The organism is Prevotella melaninogenica (genome assembly GCF_003609775.1).
Lineage (GTDB): Bacteria > Bacteroidota > Bacteroidia > Bacteroidales > Bacteroidaceae > Prevotella > Prevotella melaninogenica_A.
This window is the reverse complement of the sequence record NZ_AP018049.1, coordinates 306,074-331,309: the sequence shown is the minus strand read 5'-3', so window position 1 is coordinate 331,309 and position 25,236 is coordinate 306,074. Positions and strand designations below refer to the sequence as shown.

13 protein-coding genes are annotated in these 25,236 nt (G+C 38.6%); 12 read left to right on the top strand and 1 reads right to left on the bottom strand.

The annotated features are described in order from the left end of the window. Positions 1-812: 812 nt before the first annotated feature. The 6 genes from PMEL_RS01175 (at position 813) to PMEL_RS01155 (ending at position 11,024) form a co-directional block, all read left to right on the top strand. The gene (locus PMEL_RS01175; protein ID WP_231999392.1) at positions 813-4,358 is read left to right on the top strand and encodes a T9SS type A sorting domain-containing protein; all 3,546 of its coding nucleotides are present in this window, start codon (positions 813-815) and stop codon (positions 4,356-4,358) included. Between the two features lie 11 nt (positions 4,359-4,369). Next, on the top strand, positions 4,370-4,534 hold the full coding sequence (locus PMEL_RS12160) for a hypothetical protein (protein WP_172586729.1): 165 nt from the start codon (positions 4,370-4,372) through the stop codon (positions 4,532-4,534). 839 nt (positions 4,535-5,373) lie between these two features. Beyond that, positions 5,374-6,204 carry a phosphorylcholine transferase LicD gene (locus tag PMEL_RS01170; RefSeq protein WP_120173611.1) on the top strand — a complete coding sequence of 277 codons (831 nt, stop codon included), beginning with the start codon at positions 5,374-5,376 and terminating at the stop codon, positions 6,202-6,204. 43 nt (positions 6,205-6,247) lie between these two features. Continuing rightward, positions 6,248-6,982 carry a 2-C-methyl-D-erythritol 4-phosphate cytidylyltransferase gene (locus PMEL_RS01165; RefSeq protein ID WP_120173610.1) on the top strand — a complete coding sequence of 245 codons (735 nt, stop codon included), beginning with the start codon at positions 6,248-6,250 and terminating at the stop codon, positions 6,980-6,982. Between the two features lie 88 nt (positions 6,983-7,070). Beyond that, positions 7,071-8,120: an NAD-dependent epimerase/dehydratase family protein gene (locus tag PMEL_RS01160; protein ID WP_120174597.1), complete on the top strand. Its 1,050-nt coding sequence runs from the start codon at positions 7,071-7,073 to the stop codon at positions 8,118-8,120. A gap of 525 nt (positions 8,121-8,645) precedes the next feature. Then, positions 8,646-11,024 carry a DUF2339 domain-containing protein gene (locus tag PMEL_RS01155; protein WP_231999391.1) on the top strand — a complete coding sequence of 793 codons (2,379 nt, stop codon included), beginning with the start codon at positions 8,646-8,648 and terminating at the stop codon, positions 11,022-11,024. 138 nt (positions 11,025-11,162) lie between these two features. On the opposite strand, the gene PMEL_RS01150 is transcribed toward PMEL_RS01155, so the two are convergent. Next, positions 11,163-12,338 carry an ATP-binding protein gene (locus PMEL_RS01150; RefSeq protein ID WP_120173608.1) on the bottom strand — a complete coding sequence of 392 codons (1,176 nt, stop codon included), beginning with the start codon at positions 12,336-12,338 and terminating at the stop codon, positions 11,163-11,165. Positions 12,339-13,106: 768 nt separating this feature from the next. On the opposite strand from PMEL_RS01150, the gene PMEL_RS01145 reads away from it, so the two are divergent. The 6 genes from PMEL_RS01145 to PMEL_RS01120 all read left to right on the top strand — a co-directional run bounded on the left by PMEL_RS01145 (position 13,107) and on the right by PMEL_RS01120 (position 25,098). Then, on the top strand, positions 13,107-15,134 hold the full coding sequence (locus PMEL_RS01145; protein ID WP_120173607.1) for a M13 family metallopeptidase: 2,028 nt from the start codon (positions 13,107-13,109) through the stop codon (positions 15,132-15,134). A gap of 1,143 nt (positions 15,135-16,277) precedes the next feature. After that, on the top strand, positions 16,278-16,733 hold the full coding sequence (gene bcp / locus PMEL_RS01140; protein ID WP_013264261.1) for a thioredoxin-dependent thiol peroxidase: 456 nt from the start codon (positions 16,278-16,280) through the stop codon (positions 16,731-16,733). Between the two features lie 249 nt (positions 16,734-16,982). Next, entirely contained in the window at positions 16,983-17,774 is a 792-nt protein-coding gene (locus tag PMEL_RS01135) for a TIGR02757 family protein (RefSeq protein WP_120174596.1), read from the top strand. A 793-nt stretch (positions 17,775-18,567) separates the two neighbouring features. Further along, positions 18,568-20,724 (top strand): helix-turn-helix domain-containing protein, encoded by a 2,157-nt coding sequence (locus PMEL_RS01130; RefSeq protein WP_120173606.1) that lies wholly within the window; start codon positions 18,568-18,570, stop codon positions 20,722-20,724. Positions 20,725-21,373: 649 nt separating this feature from the next. Further along, positions 21,374-22,084, top strand: coding sequence for a helix-turn-helix domain-containing protein (locus tag PMEL_RS12305; RefSeq protein WP_231999390.1), 711 nt, complete (start codon positions 21,374-21,376; stop codon positions 22,082-22,084). Between the two features lie 824 nt (positions 22,085-22,908). After that, on the top strand, positions 22,909-25,098 hold the full coding sequence (locus PMEL_RS01120) for a glutamine synthetase III (RefSeq protein WP_120173604.1): 2,190 nt from the start codon (positions 22,909-22,911) through the stop codon (positions 25,096-25,098). Positions 25,099-25,236 lie beyond the last annotated feature (138 nt).

Below are 25,236 nucleotides of genomic sequence, written 5' to 3'. Positions count from 1 at the left end.
CTAATTACCTCCGCAAAGATATGTATATTAGCCCAAATAATGAACTCAAAATACAACTTTCTATATGATATGAGTTCTATAAGCAAATTACAAAACTATCGTATAAAATCCCTCTTATACTTCGCAACTCCCTTACATCGCAATACTAATTTTATAATTTTTACAAAATAAAAATCTTAAAAGGTTTGAAAATTAAAGAAAGCAACTATAAATTACTCTCTTATTAAACTTTATTCATACGCTTTCAACCCGCATATTTACGCGGTTTTTCTTAATTTGAAAGCAAACTAAATCACATAAAAACCTAACTATAAAACTCTTTATAAGCTAACATAAAGTGATTTACAAGAAAACTATATTTTGTAAAGAAAAAACCAAACCTGCGGTTTTACGTCTTATAGACGTAGTGAAAAAGAATAATCCCAATACTTATTTATTAACGGTTAATATATATAAAATCAGCAAATATTTAGTTAATAATAGCAAACAAAGGCGCCATTATTCGTATTAAAAACGAATTAATACGTACATTTGTGCAGCTAAAAAACGATGCATATAGTATCAACGACTATATTGTTAAGTAATTTTAATTTTATAAATAACGTAATTTGATGAAAAGAAAAAACTTTTTCTCCCGGAATGGGCTTAAGTTTTATGCTTTAATTTCATTATTACTATTATGTAATATTGGAATCTCAGCACAAACAGATAGTAAGGCCGTAAAGGTTACTATTAGCCCACAAACAGGTAACATTATCTCTGTACGCTCTGAGAGTAGTTTAGAGGCAGGATCTCAAAGTGGATACGGGTCTATGTTTATTCACAATCAGGCGCCACTTACTTACACCACAACAGATAACCCAAAATTTTCTGCTGATGGTATGATGCGTAACCATACTGGTAACATTCGTTTCTATGAGAATCATAACCGTATGGTACACATTACTGGTGTGTACAACTCTTATGCAGCCTTAGCTGTGCCTAAGGGATTCCGTATTACAAAGTACACGATTAAAATCAAGAACAACCTGCAAGGTAGCTATGGAAGAGCTGATTATGATATTCTTAATGGAGCATTTGATGGACACCTAACATGGGGACGAAACCTCCCTTGGTACTTTGGTGAAATCAAAGAAGATTATATCAAGTCGAATAACAATCCAAATTCTATCCAAACACATGATGAGAATGCTACAAAATGGGAAGGAAGTCCTGTAAAACTAACTCATGATGCAAGCGGACAGTCAAAGACATACACACTCACTCGAGGTGATGGAACAACCAGCCTTGGATCTGTTTTGTATTTTACCTTTATTGGAAACCATAATTATATCGGTAAGGGACATAATGTCCTCACAGGTTTTGAATACGAGTCTATCGAAGTAGAATATGCTCCAGACGTAGAGTTCACTGTCTCTATGACTCCTTCAAACGTTTCTGAAACCAATACCAACTTAGTTGAGAATGGTTTTGAAACTCAAAAAATTGATGTCGGAGAAATTAAGAAGGTAACAAAGGCTGGTAAAACTTTCTTAGCTTATGTACCAGAGAACATTAAGCAAATGGAGGCTAAGGTAAAGCTCTTCCATGAGTCTGCTGTTGAAAATGGAACATGGAAGAAGAAAGATGGTACTAATGAGAAGATTTCTGTTGTTCAGAACGACGGAAAGATTTGGAATGCTTTGAAGAGTGGTATTTACTACATCGAAGGTCCTACAAAGGTTGAAAACAACTATAAAGATGGTCCTACAAAGGTCGTTCCTATTGGTTATCGTATCACTGGTGCTACCTTTAACTTCTCATTAGGTAAGAATGAGAACTATGGAACAAAAGGATTTAAGATTAAGGGAAATAACAACAAATATCTAACCTTTAACAGCACACAATATCCTACATGGAGTACACAAGGTACGACATGGGAGCAAGATTCTGAAGGTTACGTTTACACCAAAGATGCATCTGGACATTACCATTACCTTACTATGAGTACTAGTACTGGTTTACCAACTGGTACTTTTTACGCTACTACTACACAATATAAAACAAGTGCTTATAGAAACTGGTACTTCGATAGTGAGGGAAAACTTTACAACTCACTCTATAGAACAAGATACTACTTACAGGCTTATGGAAATTATGCCGTTCTTTCTTACTATGACCGATCAACTTTCTACGGAAAGCGTGAGTCTGCCGGTGCAAGCTACACACCACAGGACTACACTATAAAGGTGTATGACAAGACGGGTAAAACTGTTTATCAGGAAGTGTCAGTTACTTCATCTGCTTCAAATGGTTCTATTACCATTGATGGTCTTAACAACGATGCTGTTAAGTTTGAGATTGCAAACACACCTGGTACAGCCTTGGTAAATGTAGATGTAAAGATGGAGCCATTGAACCCTTATATCAGTACAGCCGATATCGTCTGCACAGGTGCGCAGGGTGAGGAAATGACTCGTACCTTTACAAATGCTGTCGACTTTAAGATGGGTGGTGACCTGTTTGAATATAAGGTACCTGCAGGTTTCTCTACACCAGCACAGGGTACATTTACATTCCGTAACTTGAAGTCACTCTTTGCTGACGACACTTATCTGAACTGTGATTCACACGATGGTAAGGCTCGTTATAGTTTCGTAGGTTCTGCTTATACTCCTGTAAACGGCAAAGATTTGTATGCAAGTGATTATGATCCAAATCATAGTTACTTAGATAAGATTGATGTTAAGGTAGCTGGTAATAAAGCATTCATCTTCAATAACTCTGCAGAACTTGATCGTAACAAAAACACGCAAGCTACACTGTATCTCACTGAAACTCCATTTAGTGCCGCTGCTTATAGTTCACAGGGTGGTAACTTCGACCCACAGAATTCTATCGTGCTAATGAACGATACAAAGACGCTCTACCTCTTCACAAAGGATGAGACTCGTTATAACATTGCACCAACTCATAAGGAACAGCACGAGGCTTTCGCTTACTACACTACAACCATCAAGTTGATTCCTGGCGAGTACACCCCAAAGGTTGAATGGGTTAAAATCTACGACAAGACCAACTACTATAAGACTGACACAGATCAGGACAATGAGGAGGCTATGTATGGTGCGAAGATTACCACAACAGCTGCTGGCTTTGACACCGAAGCAGGTAACAACTATGGTTATCTAACACTGAGCCAGATTAAAAATGCAATGACTGCAGCACTTGGTGGAACTAATGCACCTACATCACTTGATCAAGTACTCTACGTAGACAACTCTCAGCTGTTTAGCGTTATTGGTAGTACAAACGATGCTTCAACAGGTATCATGAGCATGAATACATTCCGTGATGCATTGGCAAAGAATGCTATCGTTTACCTCCCTTATCGTTCTGCTGCGCAGGCTACAGCTAACAACGTTGCTGTTGCAAAGGAAGGAAGTACATCAGACTTTACATCACCAGTAGAGTTCAAGCTCATTGATAAGAATCCATTCTTTGCACCATACGATATCAAGTTGGCTGACGACAAGTTTGCTACCTACGAGCGTAAGATGACTTACAATGGTTATGGTGCAGATACTTATGCTTCTATCGTACTTCCATTCAAGCTCACTGTTGACGCTAATGGTGACCACAAGGATGATAATCGTGGCTTCTTTGAGTTTACAGTTGGTAAGATGAAGGAGAATGGTTTGACCTATACCAGCACTCCGCAGAATCAGGGAACAGACTATCAGGCTACTGCTCAGTTCGAGAAGCTCAACGCTGCAACTGAAGCAAATAAGTCTTACATGGTACGACTCCCACGTGCAAATGCTTCAAACAACATCCTCTTCACTGTACGTGAGAAGGCTGCCCTCATTGAAAAGACCGCATCAAATGATAATTTCATTGAGGATGGAATGATTAACAACATACTTAATGGCGCAACAGCTAACTTCAAGAGCTACCATACCTATTCAGGTTTACGCATGAACAAGGCTGATAAACCAAATGTATTCTACTTCTCTTACAATAAGTTCGTTGCATTGCGCAACCTTCGTAAGGAAGTTCTCTACCTCTGGCCATTCCGTGCAGCTTATGAGTTCAGTAGCTCTGCTGGTGCTAAGATGTTCAGCATGTTCAATATAAGTTTCGATGAGAACAACACTGAAACTACTGGTATTTCAGACATCGCCAATGAACCAACATTAGCTATCACAACGACCTATAACACCATTATTGCAACAGCTAATAAGGACACTGATCTGAAGATATACAATGCTGCAGGACAGAACATCACAAGAACCGTTGTAAAGTCTGGAGAAACTCGTACATTCTCTGTTCCAACTGGCTTGTATATTATTAATGGAAAGAAGATAACTGTAAAGTAAAAAGAAAAGAAATGAAGAAAACTTATATTCAGCCACTTGCTACAAAGTATCAGTTAGAGATTGAGTCTCTATTGCTTGAAGCCTCTGATCAGGGCGATCACGCTGAGAGTAAACCACAGATACTCTTCGAGGAAGAGGCTACAGAGGACTATCCTAACTGGGCAGATAATGATTAAGCAATAAGCTTTATTCCTTCAAATTAACCTTAGAGGCTGTATCAAGAGTATAACAACTCACGATACAGCCTCTTTTTATTTCCAAAAAGATTTGTTTGGAAAGTCAAAAAACATATTTATGATTCTTCCGTTAAATGCACAGACTGGGAATAGAATAAAGACTAATATACTTACATGGCATGACTATGCCCTATTAGATAGTCTTACAAAGGGGGATAAACCGTAGCTAAATGCAAATAGACACTACGTCTGTACATCTTCTTTAAACATCTTATCCTCATATCATTGTTGTTCGTAAACTATTTTCATGCTTCTCAAAACAAACACATACTCTTTGGGCTTCAAAAAGACGCCTAATTGACTTGCAAAAGATGCCCTTTTGAAGTCCAATTGAGCACCTCCCCCTTCACAACTTTATATCTAATTGATTTACCTTTAGTTACAAACCGTCTTTTTACACATATTTATGCCATTATTCATAAAGGTTTTATTTAAAATTATGTAAGTTTTTCAAGATCTTGCCCGCGAGATTTTCGAAATATTAAAATGAAGACATTTTCAGTATCGAAGAATGATAATAGTATTGAAAGTTGGTAGTCTTAGCTATGTTCTTGTTTAATAAGTGATTTCGGTTTCCCAGTAAAGCTATGCGAAAAGTAACCACACATCTAACGAAAGAACCATATTTGTTGTCCACCAACTATCCATCTACCACTATATATACTTCCCTAAGCTATGAAACATCAATAACAAAAATATATAAACAGCATAATTATCGGAAAGACAGAAGGTGAAGTCATAATCTTTTATTATCTTTGCAACAAGTATATTAACGGAAAATGATTGAAACTTTCAATACAGGAGAGACAAAAGAAAGTCTCCGACAGGAATATAACCCAGACGGTTCTGTGCTCAGAAAAGCACAGTTGAGACTGCTTGATATGGCTATCTACCTGCAGGAGACTGCTAAAAAGATAGGCATTCCCTGCCGTCTTGATGGCGGTAATGTGTTAGGAGCTGTACGCCATGGGGGCTTTATTCCTTGGGATGATGACATAGATATGGTAGTTAGTCATAAGGATTTCAAACGCTTATGCGACTATCTGAAAGCACACCCTCACCCACAATATGTGTTACAAGACAATGATACAGACCCTGGCTTCTATAAAGAGTGGGCATGTTTACGCGATTTGAAAAGTGAAAACCGTAGCCACGAAAGCCAAGGCAGTGTTGACCGAAGAATACACGAAGCACAGAAATACAGAGGTCTACATGTTGACATCTTTCCATACGAAGGTAATATGATTCCTTGGTTACAACGTTTTGCTGCAAAACTATCGGTGAATGTGAATGCAAAATTAGCAGGTCAGCACCCCCATTTAGCACAGACGAGCTATAACCTTTTGCACAACATCATCTTTCCTACGTTCCGCTTTTTCGGCAAAATCTTTGGGAAACAAGATCTCTGGATGCACTCATACGGTGCTTGGTTCTATGAACAGCATCCACGTCGCTGTATGATACCACACAAAGATATCGTTTTTGAGGGCTATACTTTTGAAGGTCCTGCAGACGTTGATGAGTTCTGTCGCATCGCCTACGGGAACTATATGAACCTACCTCCAAGGGATAAGCGTGACAGACATAAGGTAGATGTCGTCTTTAAGTAGTAAGAGGAATCCTTTCAACCCCTTTAAATCCCAAATTGAAATTATGAACATAGCAGTAATCTTTGCAGGCGGATCAGGACTAAGAATGCACACAAAGTCGCGTCCTAAGCAGTTTCTTGACCTTAATGGGAAACCTATTATCATCTATACTTTGGAGTTGTTCGACAATCATCCGAACATAGATGCTATCGTTGTAGCGTGTATTGAGAGTTGGATTCCATTCCTTGAAAAGCAACTTCGCAAGTTTGAAATTAACAAAGTAGTAAAGATTGTGCCGGGAGGAAAGTCAGGACAGGAGTCTATCTACAAAGGACTATGTGCGGCAGAGGAATATGCTCAAAGTCAGAATATTAACAATGAGAACACAACTGTCCTCATCCATGATGGCGTTCGACCGCTTATCACAGAGGAAACGATTACGGATAACATCAAGAAAGTAGAAGAGGTTGGAAGTTGTATCACCTGCATTCCTGCAACAGAAACACTTATTGTGAAGCAAGCAGATGGCTCATTAGAGATTCCATCACGTGCAGACTCACTCATTGCCCGTGCTCCACAAAGTTTCCGCTTATCGGATATTATCAGTGCACATAGACGCTCCTTAGAGGAAGAAAAGTCCGATTTCATCGACTCTTGTACGATGATGAGCCATTATGGTTATAAACTTGGGACCATCATTGGACCAATGGAAAACATTAAGATTACAACCCCAACGGACTTCTTTGTATTGCGTGCCATGGTGAAGGTACACGAAGATCAGCAAATATTTGGTTTATAAGTTTCCTTCTTTCATCCAATAGGATGAAGCCTTCCTATTACAGAAAAGAAAATAATTAAAGGACCGTCGTTTATATAACTTTGAGATGATGAGCAGTAAGATACTAAAAGAAGATATCAAGAACTTTGTTGAAAAGTTTGCATTAACAGAAGAACTGAGAAACAAAACCATTGCCGTAACAGGTGCAACAGGTCTATTAGGCTCCTGTATGGTACGTTGCCTTTTGGCTTTATCAACAGAGAAAGGTATCAATCTGCACGTCATTGCAGTTGTAAGAAACATCGAAAAGGCAACAGAGATGTTTGGCAAAGAAGGCGAAGCTTTAAGCTATTATGCTTATGACTTTTCCTCAATGGCACCTTTCAAACCTTCAAAAAACATCGATTACATCGTTCATTTTGCTGCTCCGACAGTCTCAAAGGGGTTTATCGAGAGGCCCGTTGAAACGATGAATACGATATATTTTGGTATGCAGAACATCCTTACCTATGCGCAGGAGGCAAAAGTAGAATCACTTGTTTTTGCTTCAACGATGGAGGTTTATGGCTCTGTTACTGACGACAAGGAGTCGCTTACCGAGCAAAAGCAGGGATATATTGATCCAATGGCTACACGAAGCTGTTATCCTTTGGCAAAGAGAGCGGCTGAAGGTTTGTGCCATAATTATGCTGTCGAATATGGAGTACCTGTAAAAGTAGCACGACTGGCACAGACATTCGGTGCAGGAGTCGGTAAAAACGACAATCGTGTCTTTGCCCAGTTTGCACGAAGTGTCATTAATAACAACGACATCATTCTACATACCAAGGGTGAAGGCTGTCACAGCTATTGCTACACAATAGATGCGGTCAGTGCGATGCTCTATCTATTGCTACGTGGAGAGAATGGTGAGGCATATAATGTAGCCAACAGCGATACCTATATTTCTATCCGTAACATGGCAGAATTCGTAGCAGAAAACTTCAATCCTAAGCACGTAAAAGTTGTCATACAGTTGCAAGAAGGAATGGGTTATCCACCAACAACAAAGTTACGACTTGACACAAAGCGTATCAACCAATTAGGTTGGAAGGCTGAATATGGGTTAAAAGAAATGTTCAGTCGTTTAATAGACGCTATGAAGGAAACAGAAAGCTAAGCTTCTTACATCAAGATAAAGCTATCTTAATACGCTTATAACATTAAGTTTAAGGTTGGAACACATAACCACTAAGCCTCAACCCAACCACTTAAAAGAAAGCTATTTACCACCGCTTACACTTCTTTGAGCTAATCAGGAGGGAATTATTTTCATGAAAAAAAATATTTCTTTTCATGAAGAAAAATATTTATGTTCGTGAAAATAATTCTTTTCTTTCATGAAAAGAATTACTTAACGATGTCAAAAGCAACCTTAAAGAACAACGTCTTCCACCCTTAAAAACAAAAGAAATAAGTATTATTGTTGGTTAACATTCGTCATTATCATACATTATCATTATCTTTACATCCAAAACTAAATCCTTAGAATATGGAATATGAATTTCTATCCTTTTTTTTTCTCGCCTTATTTGCGGTATCACTATTGGGCTTCTTTTATCTTATATCCAAGCTTAACAACATAAGTAATACGCTAAACAACGTCAGTTTTGAGATTTCCACACTGAAACTTATCATTGAAAAGATGCAGCGTGAAAATCAGAAACATGCTGAATTAGCAACAGAAACAAAGCCAAAAGAGAATGTTGAGCAATCTCAGGAGAAGATTACAGAAACTCCGAAGGAAGTTCAGTCTGAAACTGTTACTCCTAACCCTAACTGGTGGCAACAGCCAATAAAGGACGATATGCCAACAACCGAAAAGGCTGAAGAAACAGAGACTACGGGTGAAAACGAACAGCCAGAGCTACAAGAGACACCAGAAACTATAGAAATTCCTATTGTACACAATGAGGATATCAGACCTTCTACCATTGAAATTCCTATTGAGAAAACGGAAGATAAGACTCCAGAAGTTGAGGAGGAGACTCCTGACACCATTGAAGAACCTGTAGAAGAAGAGCAGGAAGAGCCTGCAATGGCTATGGAGAAAGAGGAGAAAATAGAAGAATATGCCACTTCTGAGACCAACTTTGAGAAATATATCGGTGAGAATCTCTTTGGCAAGATTGGTATTCTCATCTTTATTATTGGTATCGGTTTCTTCGTAAAATATGCTATTGACCAGAACTGGATCAATGAGACAGCACGTACGTTGATGGGCTATGCTGTCGGTGCAGGTATGTTAGTACTCGCTGAACGATTACACAAACGCTACCATACTTTCAGTTCACTGTTAGCAGGTGGTGCCTTTGGTATCTACTATTTGATTACAGCCATCGCCTTCCATTACTATGACTTGTTCTCTCACACGATGGCATTTGTTATCCTATGCGCCACAACTATCTTCATGTCGGCAGTCTCCGTCCTATACGATAGGAAGGAATTAGCAGTCACAGCACTCGTTGGCGGCTTTATTGCACCTTTCATTATTAGTACGGACTCAAGTAGTATCATTAGCCTACAGATTTATATCGGCATTCTGAACATTGGTATGTTCTGCCTTGCAATGTATAAGAAATGGGCGATACTACCTATGGTTTCCTTCGCTTTCACCTATATAATATTATGGGGAACGACTGCAATAGGATCATTCACTGATAGTGAAGCTGTTACAATTTATCCTACCCTATTTGCTTTTGCAACACTATTCTACGTCATCTTCCTATTACCTGTTGTCTTTATTCTGCGCACACAGTATAGTGAAAATACCAGACTTGGACTATTGGGCATCATCACAGCTAATAGCTTCATGTATCTTATTTATGGCGATTCTCTCTTACAACACTTCGAGGCATCATCTGACACGACAGCTTACTTAGCTTTCTTCATTGCTGGTGTCAATTTGGCAATACACCTTTATTTACGATTCCGCGTCGAAGGACAAGACACACTGCGCAACCTTATGTTAGGACTTGCGGTCACATTCGCCTCTATGGGTATTCCAATTCTGTTCAGTACAGCCAATGTTCTTTTGGTATGGGCAGCTGAGGCTGTACTTCTTTTGTGGCTCTTCACAAAGGAGAAAAACAGAATCTACGAATGGGCATCTGCAATATTATTGTTCCTAACGATGGGAGCATTGGCATACTACAGAACAACTGACACCTTCATCCATGATACAGGAGATAGTTTGTTCGTCAATGGTGCCTTCTTTGTGACTACATTTGTTAGTATAGCCTACTTTATTGTAGCTGTCATTATGCAATATAACAAGGATCTATTCAGTGATATGAGACGTCTAATCGCTTACACTCCATGCAATGCTATAGCCTATGCTTTGGGTTTCTGCATTCTATTCCTTGCCTTCAGAGACAACTTCCACTTCCATCTTGAGCAACCAATATCAGAGTATGCTTCTCTACTTACAGCAAACATAATGCTCTTAGGAGGAGCACTTATCCTGCGCAAACGCTTCGAAATAAGTAAAAACAAGTTAGCATACGAGATTAGCCTCTATCTTGCTGGAATCTTATTTGCCATGACTGTATGGAATGACACTGCTCCAACTGGACTCTTACTGAGGTGGTTAATGGCACTTGTAACAATCGCTTATATGGCATATTGTATGCGTGGTCAACTCCTTGTTACCTCTAACCCACGAAGCTTACATACAGAATACGCTATCGTATCAACACTGACGTGGCTCACCTTGACACGACTTTTGCTGATTACATTCAATGAAGTAAACTTCAGTACAGCCTTCTCACTGTCGTTAGGTATTGCAGCCTTCATCTTGATGTGTATCGGTATGCGTTACCACAGTAAGGAGATTCGTATTGTGAGCTTAGCAGAATTCGGTATTATCATTGGTAAACTTATTCTCAATGACGTATGGGCAATGCCTGCTCTTGGTAAGATTATTGTCTTCATCAGCCTTGGAGCCATTCTCCTTATCCTCTCATTCCTCTATCAAAAACTTAAAGATGCACTCTTCAATGAGGAAAAACAAGAACAGGAGTAAGCCTCAACATCAGACATTAACATAACAACAATCGCCCTCATCCGTCCAAATTTCATTTTTATCTTGGACTGATGAGGGCGATAATATTGATATAATATTTGTGTTTCTTACCTATTATATATAGGAGAGATGCGGTTCTTAATAATTCAATCCAAACATCCAAAGAGGTATGATATTACTTGTACCAATCTCGATATCATCTTTTACTACATAACCTTTTTTAGCTTCAACTATCTGTTTTTGCCCCTTACTCTTTCCTCCAACCTCAAAGGTTACACCATTAATTTCAAAGTCTGAGATACGAGAAACAATAATATCATTATGTACTCTCAACTGATTATAGAAGACAGTTTCTCTTATATTCCCAATATTAGCTTCACTACCTGATAAGATATAAGCTAAATTAGGGTTATCGAGATAAACCTTATCCACCTTACCTAATCCTCTGATACCACCAGTTGCATCTCGCAGCTGACTAATAATTCCAGCCTTTTCCATATATAAGAAGTAATCAGGAAGGACATTCCTGCTCACTCCCACCATTGTTGCTAAAGAATCCATAACAGGCTTAAAAGGTACACTACGAGAAACTATAGCAAGCAACTTCTTTAGCTTACGACTTGTTGAAAGCGTCATATTTGCAAACTGTGGAATATCAACCTCCATTGTAAGATTGACACTTTGGTTTAATAGCATTATAAACTCGACGTCATCTCCAAATGGATAATACCCATGACGCAAATATTCTTTAAACAAAGGTAATGGACGCTCCAGGCCTTTTGGGAGTTCCACGCGATGATGAAGAATATCTTCTAAGCTATAAGTTGGGACAACAATGCCCTTAAACATCTCCAGATACTCTCTGAAAGAAAGCCCCTGCAAATGATAAACTGGAGCACGACGGCTAAGGTCTGCCTCTCCTTGTATTATATCAAGAACCGACGAACCAGTAAAAGCAACTTTCAAATCAACATGAGTATCATATATTTGCTTTAGTTCTTGTGCCCAACCTGAGTACTTATGAATCTCATCAATAAAGAGATATTCTCCTCCTTCTCTACTGAACTCATCAGCTAAATCAATAAGTGTATGAGATGAGAAATAAACATAATCAGCTGATACATAAAGCATATTCTGCTCAGACTGATGCTCCTTTATATATTGTAGAAACATCGTTGTCTTACCGACACCACGTGGACCAACCAGTCCTAACATCTGTCTTCCCCAATCTATACGATTATATAAATAACGATGAAAAGTGGTAGAAGTGTGCTCTATCCTTTCCTTCATAAATTGTATTAAACTAATATCCATAGCTCTTCTTTTTGCTACAAAGATACAAAAAATGCACTAACCATAGTGCAAAAATACTAATAAATTGCACTGTCGACAGTGCAATTTGTGTTATTAAATGCACTATTCGCAGTGCATTATACCTTAAAACCTGCACTATCCGTAGTGCAATCTCTATTATACATACCATTAAGAAATGCTTATAAACAGGACTTTCTTGTGAAGCTTTTCCACATATTAGTTAGCTATTAACCTCTTACTATCTTTATTATAATAGCCTTTAAACACCATTCTTTCCATCTTCAACCCATGTGCGAGTACTCCGCACACATCGTGCTGATGGTTCGCACCAATGGTGTTGGGGCTCCGCACCAATGGTGCGGAGTGCTAAACACATTACAATAACTTATCAAAATAGGTTCAACTTATCGATAGAAACGAGTTATAGAACTAAAAACAAACTAACCAATATGCGGTTAAAACAGCTTCACACACAAAAAGGTACTATTTCAGCAACAGATAGTAATAACCCACAAAGTAGTTCTTTTACAAGTTTAAAGACTTTAAAAACTACTGGTAGCGCATGTTAAAAGAACAAAAAAATCAAGCCATTAACGTAGTTCTTCATCAAAAAAAACGACTAATAGAATAACATTAGTCTTTTTTATTTACCTTTGTAATAAGATAATATCAAAGAAAAAATGACTTCTTAACATCATCTTTTAAGATGAAAAGGAGTAAAATTAAATGGCAGAAAAGTATATATTTAACACATAAAATAATAAGCACATGAAAGCAAAATTCCTACTTTTTGCAGCCTCATTCATAGCTACAACAGCTATGGCGCAGGGACTGAAGTCGGGTGTAGACCGCAACAACATGGACTTCAACATGAAGCCTGGTGAGAACTTCTATGAGTATGCTGCAGGCAATTGGTTGAAGAACCATCCACTTGACAAGGAGCATCCAATGAACGGAGCCTTTGTTGATTTGGAAGAACTAAACAAGAAACGCATCCGTGAAATGGTTGAGGATTATGCAAAGAAGCCACAAACGAAAGGCACTGTAGCACAGAAGATTGCTTCTATCTACAACCTTTACATGGATAGCGTACGCCGCAACCGTGAGGGATATACCCCTATTAAGCCTGTGTTAGCTAAGGTTAGGGCTGCAAAGAATCGTAAGGAACTCATCAAACTGATGTATGACCTCGATGTGAAGGGTTATGGTACCTTCCCTGTTGGCTTTGGTATGACAGTAGATGCGATGAACTCTGACCGTTATATCATTGGTATCTCACAAGGCGGTCTTGGTCTTGATCCTGAATATTACACAAAGCCTAACGACCAACAGAAGGCTGTTATAGCAGCATATAAGAGCCTAAACAATGATTTGTTCAAGATGGTTGGTAACGATGCTGCAACTGCAAAGAAGAAGATGGAGGCTGCTTTCTCGATTGAGAACCAGATAGCAAAGGTTAGCTATGATCAAGTAAAGTCACGCGACCCACAAGCGAACTATCACCCAATGACTTGGGAGCAACTCTTGAAGGACTATCCTGGCGTCGATTGGAACTATCTTTTGAAAGCTGCTGGCTATCCAAACAACGGCGGAAAGGTTGATGTTGGACAACCAGAGCCTGTGCATGAGGTAGAGAAGATTCTTGCAACTGCTCCATTAGACGCATTGAAAGCCTACATGGAACTTGCTGTTATCACATCTTCTGCAGGTATGTTGTCAGACAACTTCTCAGATCGTAACTTCGAATATACCAAGGTGGCATACGGTGTTCAGGAACAACAGCCACGTTGGAAGCGTGCTTTGTCTTTCGTACAGGGTATTATGGGTGAGGCTGTAGGTAAACTCTACGTACAGAAATACTTCCCTGAGAGCAGCAAGCATCGTATGATTACGTTGGTAAAGAATCTTCAAGATGCTTTTGCACAGCGTATTGAAGAGAACACATGGATGACTGCTGCTACAAAGCAGAAGGCTTTGGAGAAGCTACAGGCATTCGACATCAAGATTGGTTATCCTGATAAATGGCAGAATATGGATAGTGTCTTCGTTATTGATGATAACAAGTCATTGATTGATAATGTGAAGGCTGTACAGGAAGCAGCTATGAAGTATCGTATTGCTAAACGCTGGGGTAAGCCTGTTGACAAGAAGGAATGGCACATGACACCACAGACTGTCAATGCTTACTATGACCCAACAACCAATAGTATTAACTTCCCTGCAGCTATTCTCCAACCTCCATTCTTCGACCCATCAGTAGATGATGCTGCTAATTATGGTGCTATTGGTGCTGTTATTGGTCATGAGATGAGCCACGGCTTTGATGATCAAGGTTGCCAGTTTGATAAAGATGGTAACATGAAGAATTGGTGGACAGAAGAGGATAAGAAGAACTATGACGCTCGTACAAAGGTTCTCGTAGACTGGTTCAACAAGCAGGAAGTAATCCCTGGCTTGTATGTTAACGGTGAGAAGACACTCGGTGAAAACATCGGTGATAACGGAGGTTTGAACATTGCCTTTCGTGCACTTGAAAACAGTATGAAAGCAAAACCATTGAGCGATATGGATGGTTTCACACCTGCTCAGCGCTTCTTCCTCGCTTGGGGACGTGTTTGGGCAAGCAATGTAGCTCCTCAGTTCGTTGCTTACATTGTCAACTCTGACGTTCACTCACCAAGTATCAGCCGTGTGAATGCTGCCCTTCCTATGATTGATAACTGGTATAAAGCATTCGATATCAAAGAAGGTGACAAACTCTTTGTTCCTCAGCAGAACCGAGCACACATCTGGTAAGAGAACTTTTTACTATGCACATATCTTTTGATATGGCTTATTAACTCCATATCGTTACAACCCAATGATGATAATCAATGGGGATTAACAATCTAATATAAAGGGAGTGTATCCAGAAAAAAGGATACACTCCTTTTCTTCTGCTCTGTACTTATTTTTTAAGGTAAACCTTCTATGAAGGCAATAGATTTTTGTTAAACAAAAATCAAAGACTTTTTTCGCTTAAAAGCAACAGCTGATACAGAAGGAATAAATAACTAAAAACGTCCTTACAAAGTGCAGAATAAAGGAAAAGAAGAGAAAAACAGAAACACAACAACGCTTATTTATTGTATTAGAACAAGCATAGAAAACAGCGATTTCAGCATAAAATCAGCATAAATACTTAATAAAGAAAAATAGCTTTAGAACCTAAAAATCAGACACATTAGCATCATCTGCAAGTGTAACAACAAGGCTTTTTGTAATAAATTAACAAGTATATGGGAAAACATAATAATTTTCTTAAATTCCATATTCTTGATAAGAAATAGTATTATTTATCTATTAATTCAATAAAATATTGTATATTTGCATCCAACAACAATTTTAATCGTAGATAAAATAGTAAAAAGTTTTGCATAACAGCGCAAGATATATGCATTACTCAGCACAAACAGTATCGCGGGAGCGTCATAATAAGAATATAAGTTCAAGACATTAAATAGCAAGAGACAAGTTTATAAAGCAACATTCTATCATTCTAAAAGGGATATGGGATTAAGCCATAGTTCCAAATGAAACAAATAGAATTAAAGCAAATCATCGTAAGTCTTATCTAAACCCCGACTAACTGAATGTAATAAAAACAGAACATACATATAAAATCTTTTCAGATTAGCATAAATAAAAATAACTACCAAAATCCTATTTTTAATGGGATATTTTTAGTTACCAGTGGGATTTCATCGTGAGATGAGATCCCACACCTCTTTATAGCTGTACAAGACATTCCTTCCATTGTGTTAAATTCGTCTTATTCCCCACCCCATAAACTATTGAAAAGCCATTTTATAGAATCTTTATCACCTATAACTGTAATCTTTTCATTTCTTTTCTATATCTTTGCATTCAGATAAATCATCAATTAAAAACAGAAAGAATATGAACGTAGGAGATAAAGCACCAGAGATTTTGGGCACTGATCAGGATGGAAAAGAAATTAAGTTGAGTGATTATAAAGGACAAAAGATTGTTCTTTACTTCTATCCAAAGGATTCAACTTCAGGCTGCACAGCACAGGCTTGTAACCTCCGTGATAACTACAAGGAGCTGAGAGATAAAGGTTATGTTATTATCGGAGCAAGCATACAGGACGAGAAGTCACACAAGAAGTTTATCGAGAAGAACGAACTTCCTTTCCCACTCATTGCCGATACCGACTTAAAACTCGTTGAGACATTCGGCGTTTATGGTGAGAAGAAGATGTATGGCCGTACCTACATGGGTACTTTCCGTACTACTTTCATCATCAACGAAGATGGTATTATTGAGCGCATCCTCGGTCCAAAGCAGATTAAGACAAAGGATCACGCTGCTCAGATTCTCGCTGAAGATTAAGTCTTGCTGCATAAAGGCATAGTAAAAGAAAGTCGAAAACACACTCATATAATAAGAGAACGACAATAATTAAAGAATAAAAAACGCTCTCTACTGAAAGAGCTATGATAAAAGAAAGGCAAAATAGCTATGCCAAAGACGCAAGACGCAAGCAGTAAGAAGACAAAGACTAAAAATACAGACAACAAAAGTCTACGAAAAACGAAGAAACCTCACCAATCACTCCCCTCTTCACTTGGAGAGGGAGGGATGGTGAGGTCTTCTTGTAAAAGTACAGCAGCGAAGTCATTGCAGAACAGACTCCTAACTCTTGCCAACAAATACGAGACCCCTTCCTTTCTCAATGGCGACCCATCGTGGTTTATGCACCAAGTAATTGGCAAAAGAAATCAAGAAACCATTGCGTTCATTGCTTCTTGTCTGAGTTATGGTTCACGACAAGTTTTCTTACCACGCATACAATATCTGCTCGACTGCTCACGTAGCGAACCCTACGAATGGATTAGAACAGGAAGGTACACATTGGAAATTCCTAATGATGATCAATGCTTCTATCGCCTATATACCAATACTATGATGCACGACCTCTTCTATGCACTACAAACGATGTATGAAGAGTATGGAGACATGGAAAACTACATTCGCTGCTATGCCAAGCTCAATAAAGAGAAGCCACAGATGGATGCAATTATCGCTATTGAAGCTATTTGCGACTATTTCTTAAAGCATGAAGCAATCGGAATTGTACCTAAAAGTACAACATCAAGCTGTAAACGTGTGTGTATGTTCCTACGCTGGATGGTTCGAACCGACTCTCCAGTAGACCTTGGAATATGGTCAGACCTTATCGATCAACGTTCGCTCATCATCCCTCTTGATACCCACGTCATACAACAATCCCTTCAATTAGGGCTTATTACAAGCAAAACTGCTTCTATGTCAGTTGCTCGAAAACTTACAGATAAACTTTTAGAGATATTTCCTAATGACCCTCTAAAAGCTGATTTTGCTCTCTTTGGGTATGGAGTAAATCAGAAATAAAATTATTTTCGCGCTTTAATAACAGGCATAAAGGGTAGAGCCAAAACATATATCCCTTATCTCTTTTGTAATAAAAATTCAAAGACGCAAAAATTAAAGAGGCTCAATTAGACGCTAACTAAGGCTTAATTGGCTTGCAAAAGATGCCCTTTTGAGGTCTAACTAACGCCCTTTTAAAGTCCAACTAAGCACCTCTTAAAAAACGCTTTTATACCAGTCTGATTATAAGATAGTTACAAAGGTAAATAATAAAGGCTATTCTTAATAAAAAACAGACACATCCTACACTCTTTTTGTAAATTTATTTCACCACAAACAAACGTAAATAATGGACATAAAAAACAAAATAAACAGTCTACGAACGAACAAAACAGAAGAATAAAAACCAGTACAAACAAAAATCCCAACCTCGTTATAAACGAAGCTGGGAACTTGTTACTACTCTCAAATTTCTAAATTACTTTTGAAATTAGGCAGCTATATGCTTATTTAAGTTGACTGCCTTTGCTACTAATGCTGCTACTACAACAGCTGATAATACTACTGAAATCATAATCGTTTTAAATTAAATGGGGAACCACTGTCCCTTGTTTATAAATATGTTATCCTTTAAATACGAGTGCAAAGTTAGCCATAAATAAAACATCGAACAACATATATCACCGATAATGTTAGTAATACACCTTTTTATTACTCTGCATCAAGTCGATTGATATAAATCAATGAAACTTCACTTGCTTTTCTCAAATATTTAAACTAACTTTGCCAGCCGCAAGCAAAAATGCACAAAAGAATGGAGAAAAACCAAGAATTACGCAATGCGTGGGACTTTGTTGAGCACACAGGAATAAGTATTTTTCTCACAGGAAAGGCTGGAACAGGTAAAACCACCTTCCTTCGCACACTTAAGGAGCGCAGCAATAAAAGAAACATTATTGTTGCTCCTACTGGCGTGGCTGCTATTAATGCTGGCGGTATGACAATCCATTCTTTCTTCCAGTTGCCCCTCTCGCCTTTCGTACCAAACACTAATATCAAGAATCGATTTGACTATAGCAAAGAGAAACGCAAGATTATGCGTACTCTCGACTTGCTCATCATTGACGAAATTAGTATGGTACGAGCTGACGTTCTCGATGCAATCGACTCCGTTCTCCGTCGTTTTCGTGAACCAGACAAACCCTTTGGAGGTGTACAACTGCTGATGATTGGCGACTTGCAACAACTGACTCCCGTTGTAACTCCCGAAGAAGAGGAACTTTTGAGACAGCATTATGACACTCCATACTTCTTTGGCTCAAAAGCTTTACGCAGCATTAGCTACGTAACTATTGAGCTAACGCACGTCTATCGACAGCAAGACGAAACCTTTATCACCTTACTTAATAATATAAGAGAGGGGAAAGTATCTGCTGATGACCTACAACGACTCAATGAACGATATGACCCAACCTTCCAGCCAAAGGAGGGAAGCGATTACATCCGATTAACTACACACAATAGGATGGCGGAAAGTTATAACGAAGACCAACTTCGTAGACTTCCCACAAAAGCCTATACTTTTAGCGCAGAAACGGATGGTAACTTCCCTGAATACAACTATCCGACAGACTTTAACCTTACTCTAAAGACGGGTGCACAGGTAATGTTCATTCGTAATGATAACAATGGACGATACTATAATGGACGTATCGGACACATTACTCATGTTGATAACGAGAAGATATACGTTCTTTGCCCTGGAGAAGATGAAGAATTTGAGGTTGAAGTTGAGACATGGGAGAACACTAAATACACCCTCAACGAGAAGACAAAACAAATTGAAGCAGAGGTGCAGGGTACTTTCAAACAGTATCCTCTACGTCTGGCATGGGCTATTACCATACATAAAAGCCAAGGACTTACCTTTGAACATGCGATTATAGACGCCCAAGCATCCTTTGCATCGGGGCAGGTGTATGTAGCGTTAAGCCGTTGTAAGACCTTAGAAGGATTGGTATTGGCATCACCTATTGGTAATACTGCGATTATAAATGATAATCGTGTAAGTGAATATATCTCTCATCAAACAGAAGAAGCAGAAAAGAGTATCTCCGCCTTACCTGCCTTAAAAGAAGAATACCATCGCCAACTTCTCATTGAATTATTCAATTTCAACGAGATTAAAGCCTATGAAACCGCTCTCTTTAGGGTTTTAACAGAATTCTTCTTCAAGTTTACAAAGATAAATGCACTGCATAAGATGGCTCTTACTGACTTAGAGTCACGTATCATCCAAGTATCGATGAAATGGGAGAATCTTATCAGAAAGATGACAACAGAGCAGCTTCACGAAGAGAACTTCAAAGAGAGAATAAAGAAAGGAGCACTTTACTTCCATAGTGAGTTGACCGAAATCTTCAGTAGAATGATAGAGTTGACCAAGGAAGTACAGACGAACAATAAAATTGGTGCTAAACGTTTTGACAACGCTTACACTGAACTTAAACAGACATATCATGCAAAACATGACCTGTTAGAGAGTATAATGGAAGATGGTTTCTCTATTACTACCTACCTTACAGCAAAGCAAGAGGCCATTATCAACAGTATCTCCGATGGAACCGAGAGAAAAAGAAGAAAGAGGAAGGATGATAAAGACAAGCCAAAAGAGAAGAAGATAAGTACTTCTGAACAAACTTATAACCTCTTCAAAACAGGAAAAAACATTGAAGAAATTGCCAAAGAGCGAGGATTGACACAAGGAACAATACAAGGACATCTCGTTCCTTACATCCTAAATGGAGAGATAAAGATAGAGGATGTGATTGAAGAAAAGAAAATCAACATCATCAAACGAATAATCAAAGCAGTCGGAATGGATAGTGGAATGAATCCTATTAAAGAACTGTGCCCTTCTGATATAACCTATAATGACATACGATTGATTATGAAAACAATGGTTACTTAAAGGCAAGACATAACCTTACACAATCTGATAAAAGAGGTATTATGATGCGTTTTAAGATAATTAAACTATCAAAAAACCTCAAAAAAGAAGGCATCATAAAATAAAAACAATCTTTACTACGTTGTCATACAACATAAAAATCACAGCATAAACCTTACTAATTAGAAAAGAACAAGGTTTTCTGAGATTATTTTATTATCTTTGTATTAGACAACAACACAAATATATCATGATACTAAGTTATGCAACCTCATTGGCGGCTATAATTGCTACGGCTATATGCTTTGCCATCATTGCATCGATGTATTGGAAGTCACCAAGTGGTCCGCTTACATTTAAACGTAGAATAATTATACTGGACTACAGTTTACTACTTTTATATCTTTGCTGTCACTTTTTACGGAGCAAGAACGATGAAACGGAAATATTATGCGTTCCATCGATATTAACCTTGTACCTTCTTTGGGAGTCTTTCCTCATTACTTGTACTACGTTCAGTAATGGAAAGCTTTACCAAAATAGGTATGCGCTATTATTCTATAACCTTGTTCCCATATCATTACTTATCCCGCAGGTAATATTTGCACTAAAAGGAGATATTCATCATTTCCAAAATTACGATCAGTTAGTAGCTGAACTTGTGCAAACAATGCCAATACAAGCATTGATGCGTATTGCTTTTTCTTTAGGAATTCTGTTCTGTAAGGCCTTGATGATTATAGAAATCGCAAAGCAACAGCGTAAATATAAGCAGCAAATCATCGAAGAAAAGGGTGATATTAGAGGTGTTGAACGGCGAAATACAATGTATTTAAGCGTAGGATTACTCCTGACAATGATAACCATTGGTCAGCTCGTTCCATCTGTAACCTACCATGCTCTATTAAAGATAGGTATTATTATTACTGTTATTACAATCACACGTTACTACGTAAATCTACACAAACATATTATGATTCTGGAGTCAAACAACTACAACAAAGGCAACTCTATTAAAGAAAAGATAGACAAGTGGCTTCACCAAGACCCATTCCCATTGGCAGACACAGAGCTTACAATGGAAAAGACCGCAGCGTCTATTGGTATACAAACGGTAGCCCTTTCCTATTATATCTATGAGTTTGCGGGCAAAACATTCCTCTCTTGGCAAAGCGAGTGTCGTATGATTCATTGCCGAGAGTTACTTAAAGACAATAACAAAAATATCTCGGAGATAGCATACGAGTGCGGTTATAGCGACCTTGCAGCTATGAGTAAAGCCTTCAAAAAGCGGTTTGGAGTGGCTCCAACCGTTTACAGAAAGACCCTTGGCAATGACAAAGACCCTCAAGAGGAGGATTTTTCTAAGGAAGAAGAATAATCGATGAAATGGGTAAAAATTAGCGTTTAAAACCATTACAAAGTATAGTTAGAATAAAAAAAAATGCTTATAACAAATATAAATTATTTGTACAAGCATATTTTTTATAGAAAATAACTATCTTTGTAAAGTCAAATAAAGATATTTCTTGAGTAGCAATCAAATTACGTTTAAATAGTTATTAGTAAGTTAATAGTCAAATTAAACTAATTAGGATGGTCCTCGTGAGAAGATAGCCTAATGATTTTTTTGAGTCAAATAATTTTTTGAGTTATTTAGTTAAGTGGCTGAGTGTATGTCTGCGTGAGCAGATGTACACTTTTTCTTTGCATATAGCTTGTGCCAACGATTCGCATGGTTTCATAAATACTTCACACATAAATAATTCTTTATCACCCTACCTTATAACCTACAATACGAACGAAACACCTCTTCCCCACCATCTTTATTCGCTGCATTGTAGCCTATCCGACGCCGTGTTCTTAGTAAACACCAACCGTGCGGAGCACTAACACCATGCGTGCGAAGCGTTAACACCATGCGTGCGAAGCGTTAAACACCGTATAATATACGACTAAGATGTGTGCATTTTAGTGTTAGCTAAGAGTTGTACAGCCCCAAAACAAAATAACTTTATTTGCTTAAAAGACTTCCGCTCTCATAAACAAAAGGATTGATAAGAGCATAACCATCAAGCTAAAATATCCAGTTTGGATTAAAAATTAATAGGCAGTAATAATAGAGAATAATATCATTAAATACTTTGCCAAATAATCCGAAATACTTAATTTTGCACTCGGAACTTTCACTATAAGATAAAAGATATGGCAAATTTAAGATTTGGAGCTATCGAGGAAGCATTTAAGAAGCGCCCCTTAGAAGTCAAAACACCAAAAGAACGTCCAGAACATTTTTATGGTAAGTACGTCTTCAACCGTGCAAAAATGTACAAGTATCTCCCTGTAGATGTGTACCAGAAACTGATAGACGTGATTGATAACGGCACACGATTAGACCGTTCTATCGCTGATGCAGTAGCACAAGGCATGAAGAAATGGGCGGAGGAGCATGGAGCAACTCACTACACCCACTGGTTCCAACCACTAACGGAAGGTACAGCAGAGAAACATGATGCCTTCGTCGAGCATGATGGCAAAGGAGGAATGATTGAAGAGTTCTCTGGAAAACTACTTGTTCAGCAGGAACCTGACGCCAGTTCTTTCCCTAATGGAGGAATCCGCAATACCTTTGAAGCACGAGGCTATTCAGCCTGGGACCCAACAAGTCCTGTATTCATCATCGAAGACACACTTTGTATTCCTACAATATTTATATCTTATACAGGAGAATCACTTGACTACAAAGCACCACTATTAAAATCACTTCATGCTGTGAACGTCACAGCAACTAAAGTTTGCCAATACTTTTATCAAGATGTAAAGCAAGTTCATACCAATCTTGGTTGGGAACAAGAATACTTCCTTGTAGATGAAGACTTATACTTTGCACGTCCAGACCTTATGCTTACAGGCCGCACACTGATGGGACATGACTCTGCAAAGAACCAGCAAATGGACGACCATTACTTCGGTACCATCCCTGAACGTGTACAAGCTTTCATGAAGGATCTTGAGATACAAGCACTCGAATTGGGTATTCCTTGCAAGACACGTCACAATGAGGTTGCGCCGGGTCAGTTTGAGTTGGCCCCTATCTTTGAGGAATGTAACCTTGCAGTAGACCATAATATGCTACTGATGTCACTCATGAAGAAGATTGCACACAAGCATAGCTTCCGCGTTCTTCTACACGAAAAGCCTTTCGATGGAGTCAATGGTTCTGGTAAACATAACAACTGGAGCCTAAGCACAGACAATGGTATCCTCCTCCATGCAGCAGGTAAAACACTCAACGATAACCTTCGTTTCGTTGTTTTTATAGTGGAAACCTTGATGGCTGTCTACAAGCACAACGGACTTCTGAAAGCATCGGTAATGAGTGCAACCAACGACCATCGTCTTGGAGCTAACGAGGCACCACCTGCCATCATCTCATCTTTCCTCGGAAGACAGATTAGTGATCTTCTTGAACATATTGAGAAGGCTGACAAAGAAAACATCTTCAACCTTAGTGGAAAGACTGGTATGCAAATGGATATCCCAGAGATTCCAGAGCTACTTATTGATAATACCGACCGCAACCGTACATCTCCATTTGCCTTTACAGGTAACCGCTTTGAGTTTCGTGCAGTAGGTTCTGAAGCCAACTGTGCATCAGCAATGATTGTACTCAACACCGCTGTTGCAGAAGCTTTACAGAACTTCAGCGAGCGCGTTGATGCTCTGGTTGCGAAAGGAGAAGACCTGACATCAGCGATCATTGATATCATACGTGAAGACATCAAGACTTGTAAGCCTATCCACTTCGATGGAAACGGATATTCTGATAGCTGGAAGGAAGAAGCTATGAAGCGTGGACTCGATTGTGAATCGAACTGCCCTAAGTGCTTTGACCGCTACCTTGACAAGGACGCTATCAAGATGTTTGAGTCGATGAACGTGATGAAACGTAACGAGTTAGAAGCACGTAACGAAGTTAAATGGGAGACTTACACTAAGAAGATACAAATAGAAGCGCGTGTAATGGGCGATTTGGCAATGAACCATATTATCCCTGTGGCAACACACTATCAGAGTCAGTTAGCGAAGAATGTGCAGAATATGGTCAATATCTTCGGAGATGTAGAAGGAAAACAGCTCAGCGAGCGTAACATTAAGATTATACGTGAGATTGCTGAACGCACAACCATCATCGAGACTGGCGTTGAAGAACTTGTCAATGCACGTAAGCAAGCTAACAAGATAGAAAGTCAACGTGAAAGAGCAATTGCTTATCATGACACGATAGCACCTAAGATGGAAGAAATTCGTTATCAGATTGATAAATTAGAGTTAGTTGTCAGCGACGAACTTTGGACACTTCCTAAGTATCGAGAACTACTCTTTATTAGATAAAAGATTGCGATTTCATCGACAATAAAGACTTTCTTCGCATCTATATTAGACAGAACAAAGAGAGAAGAAGGCCATATAAAAAAGGCAGGCAATCCAAACATCAAGGGATTACCTGCCTTTTCTTTTATCTCTTTGTAT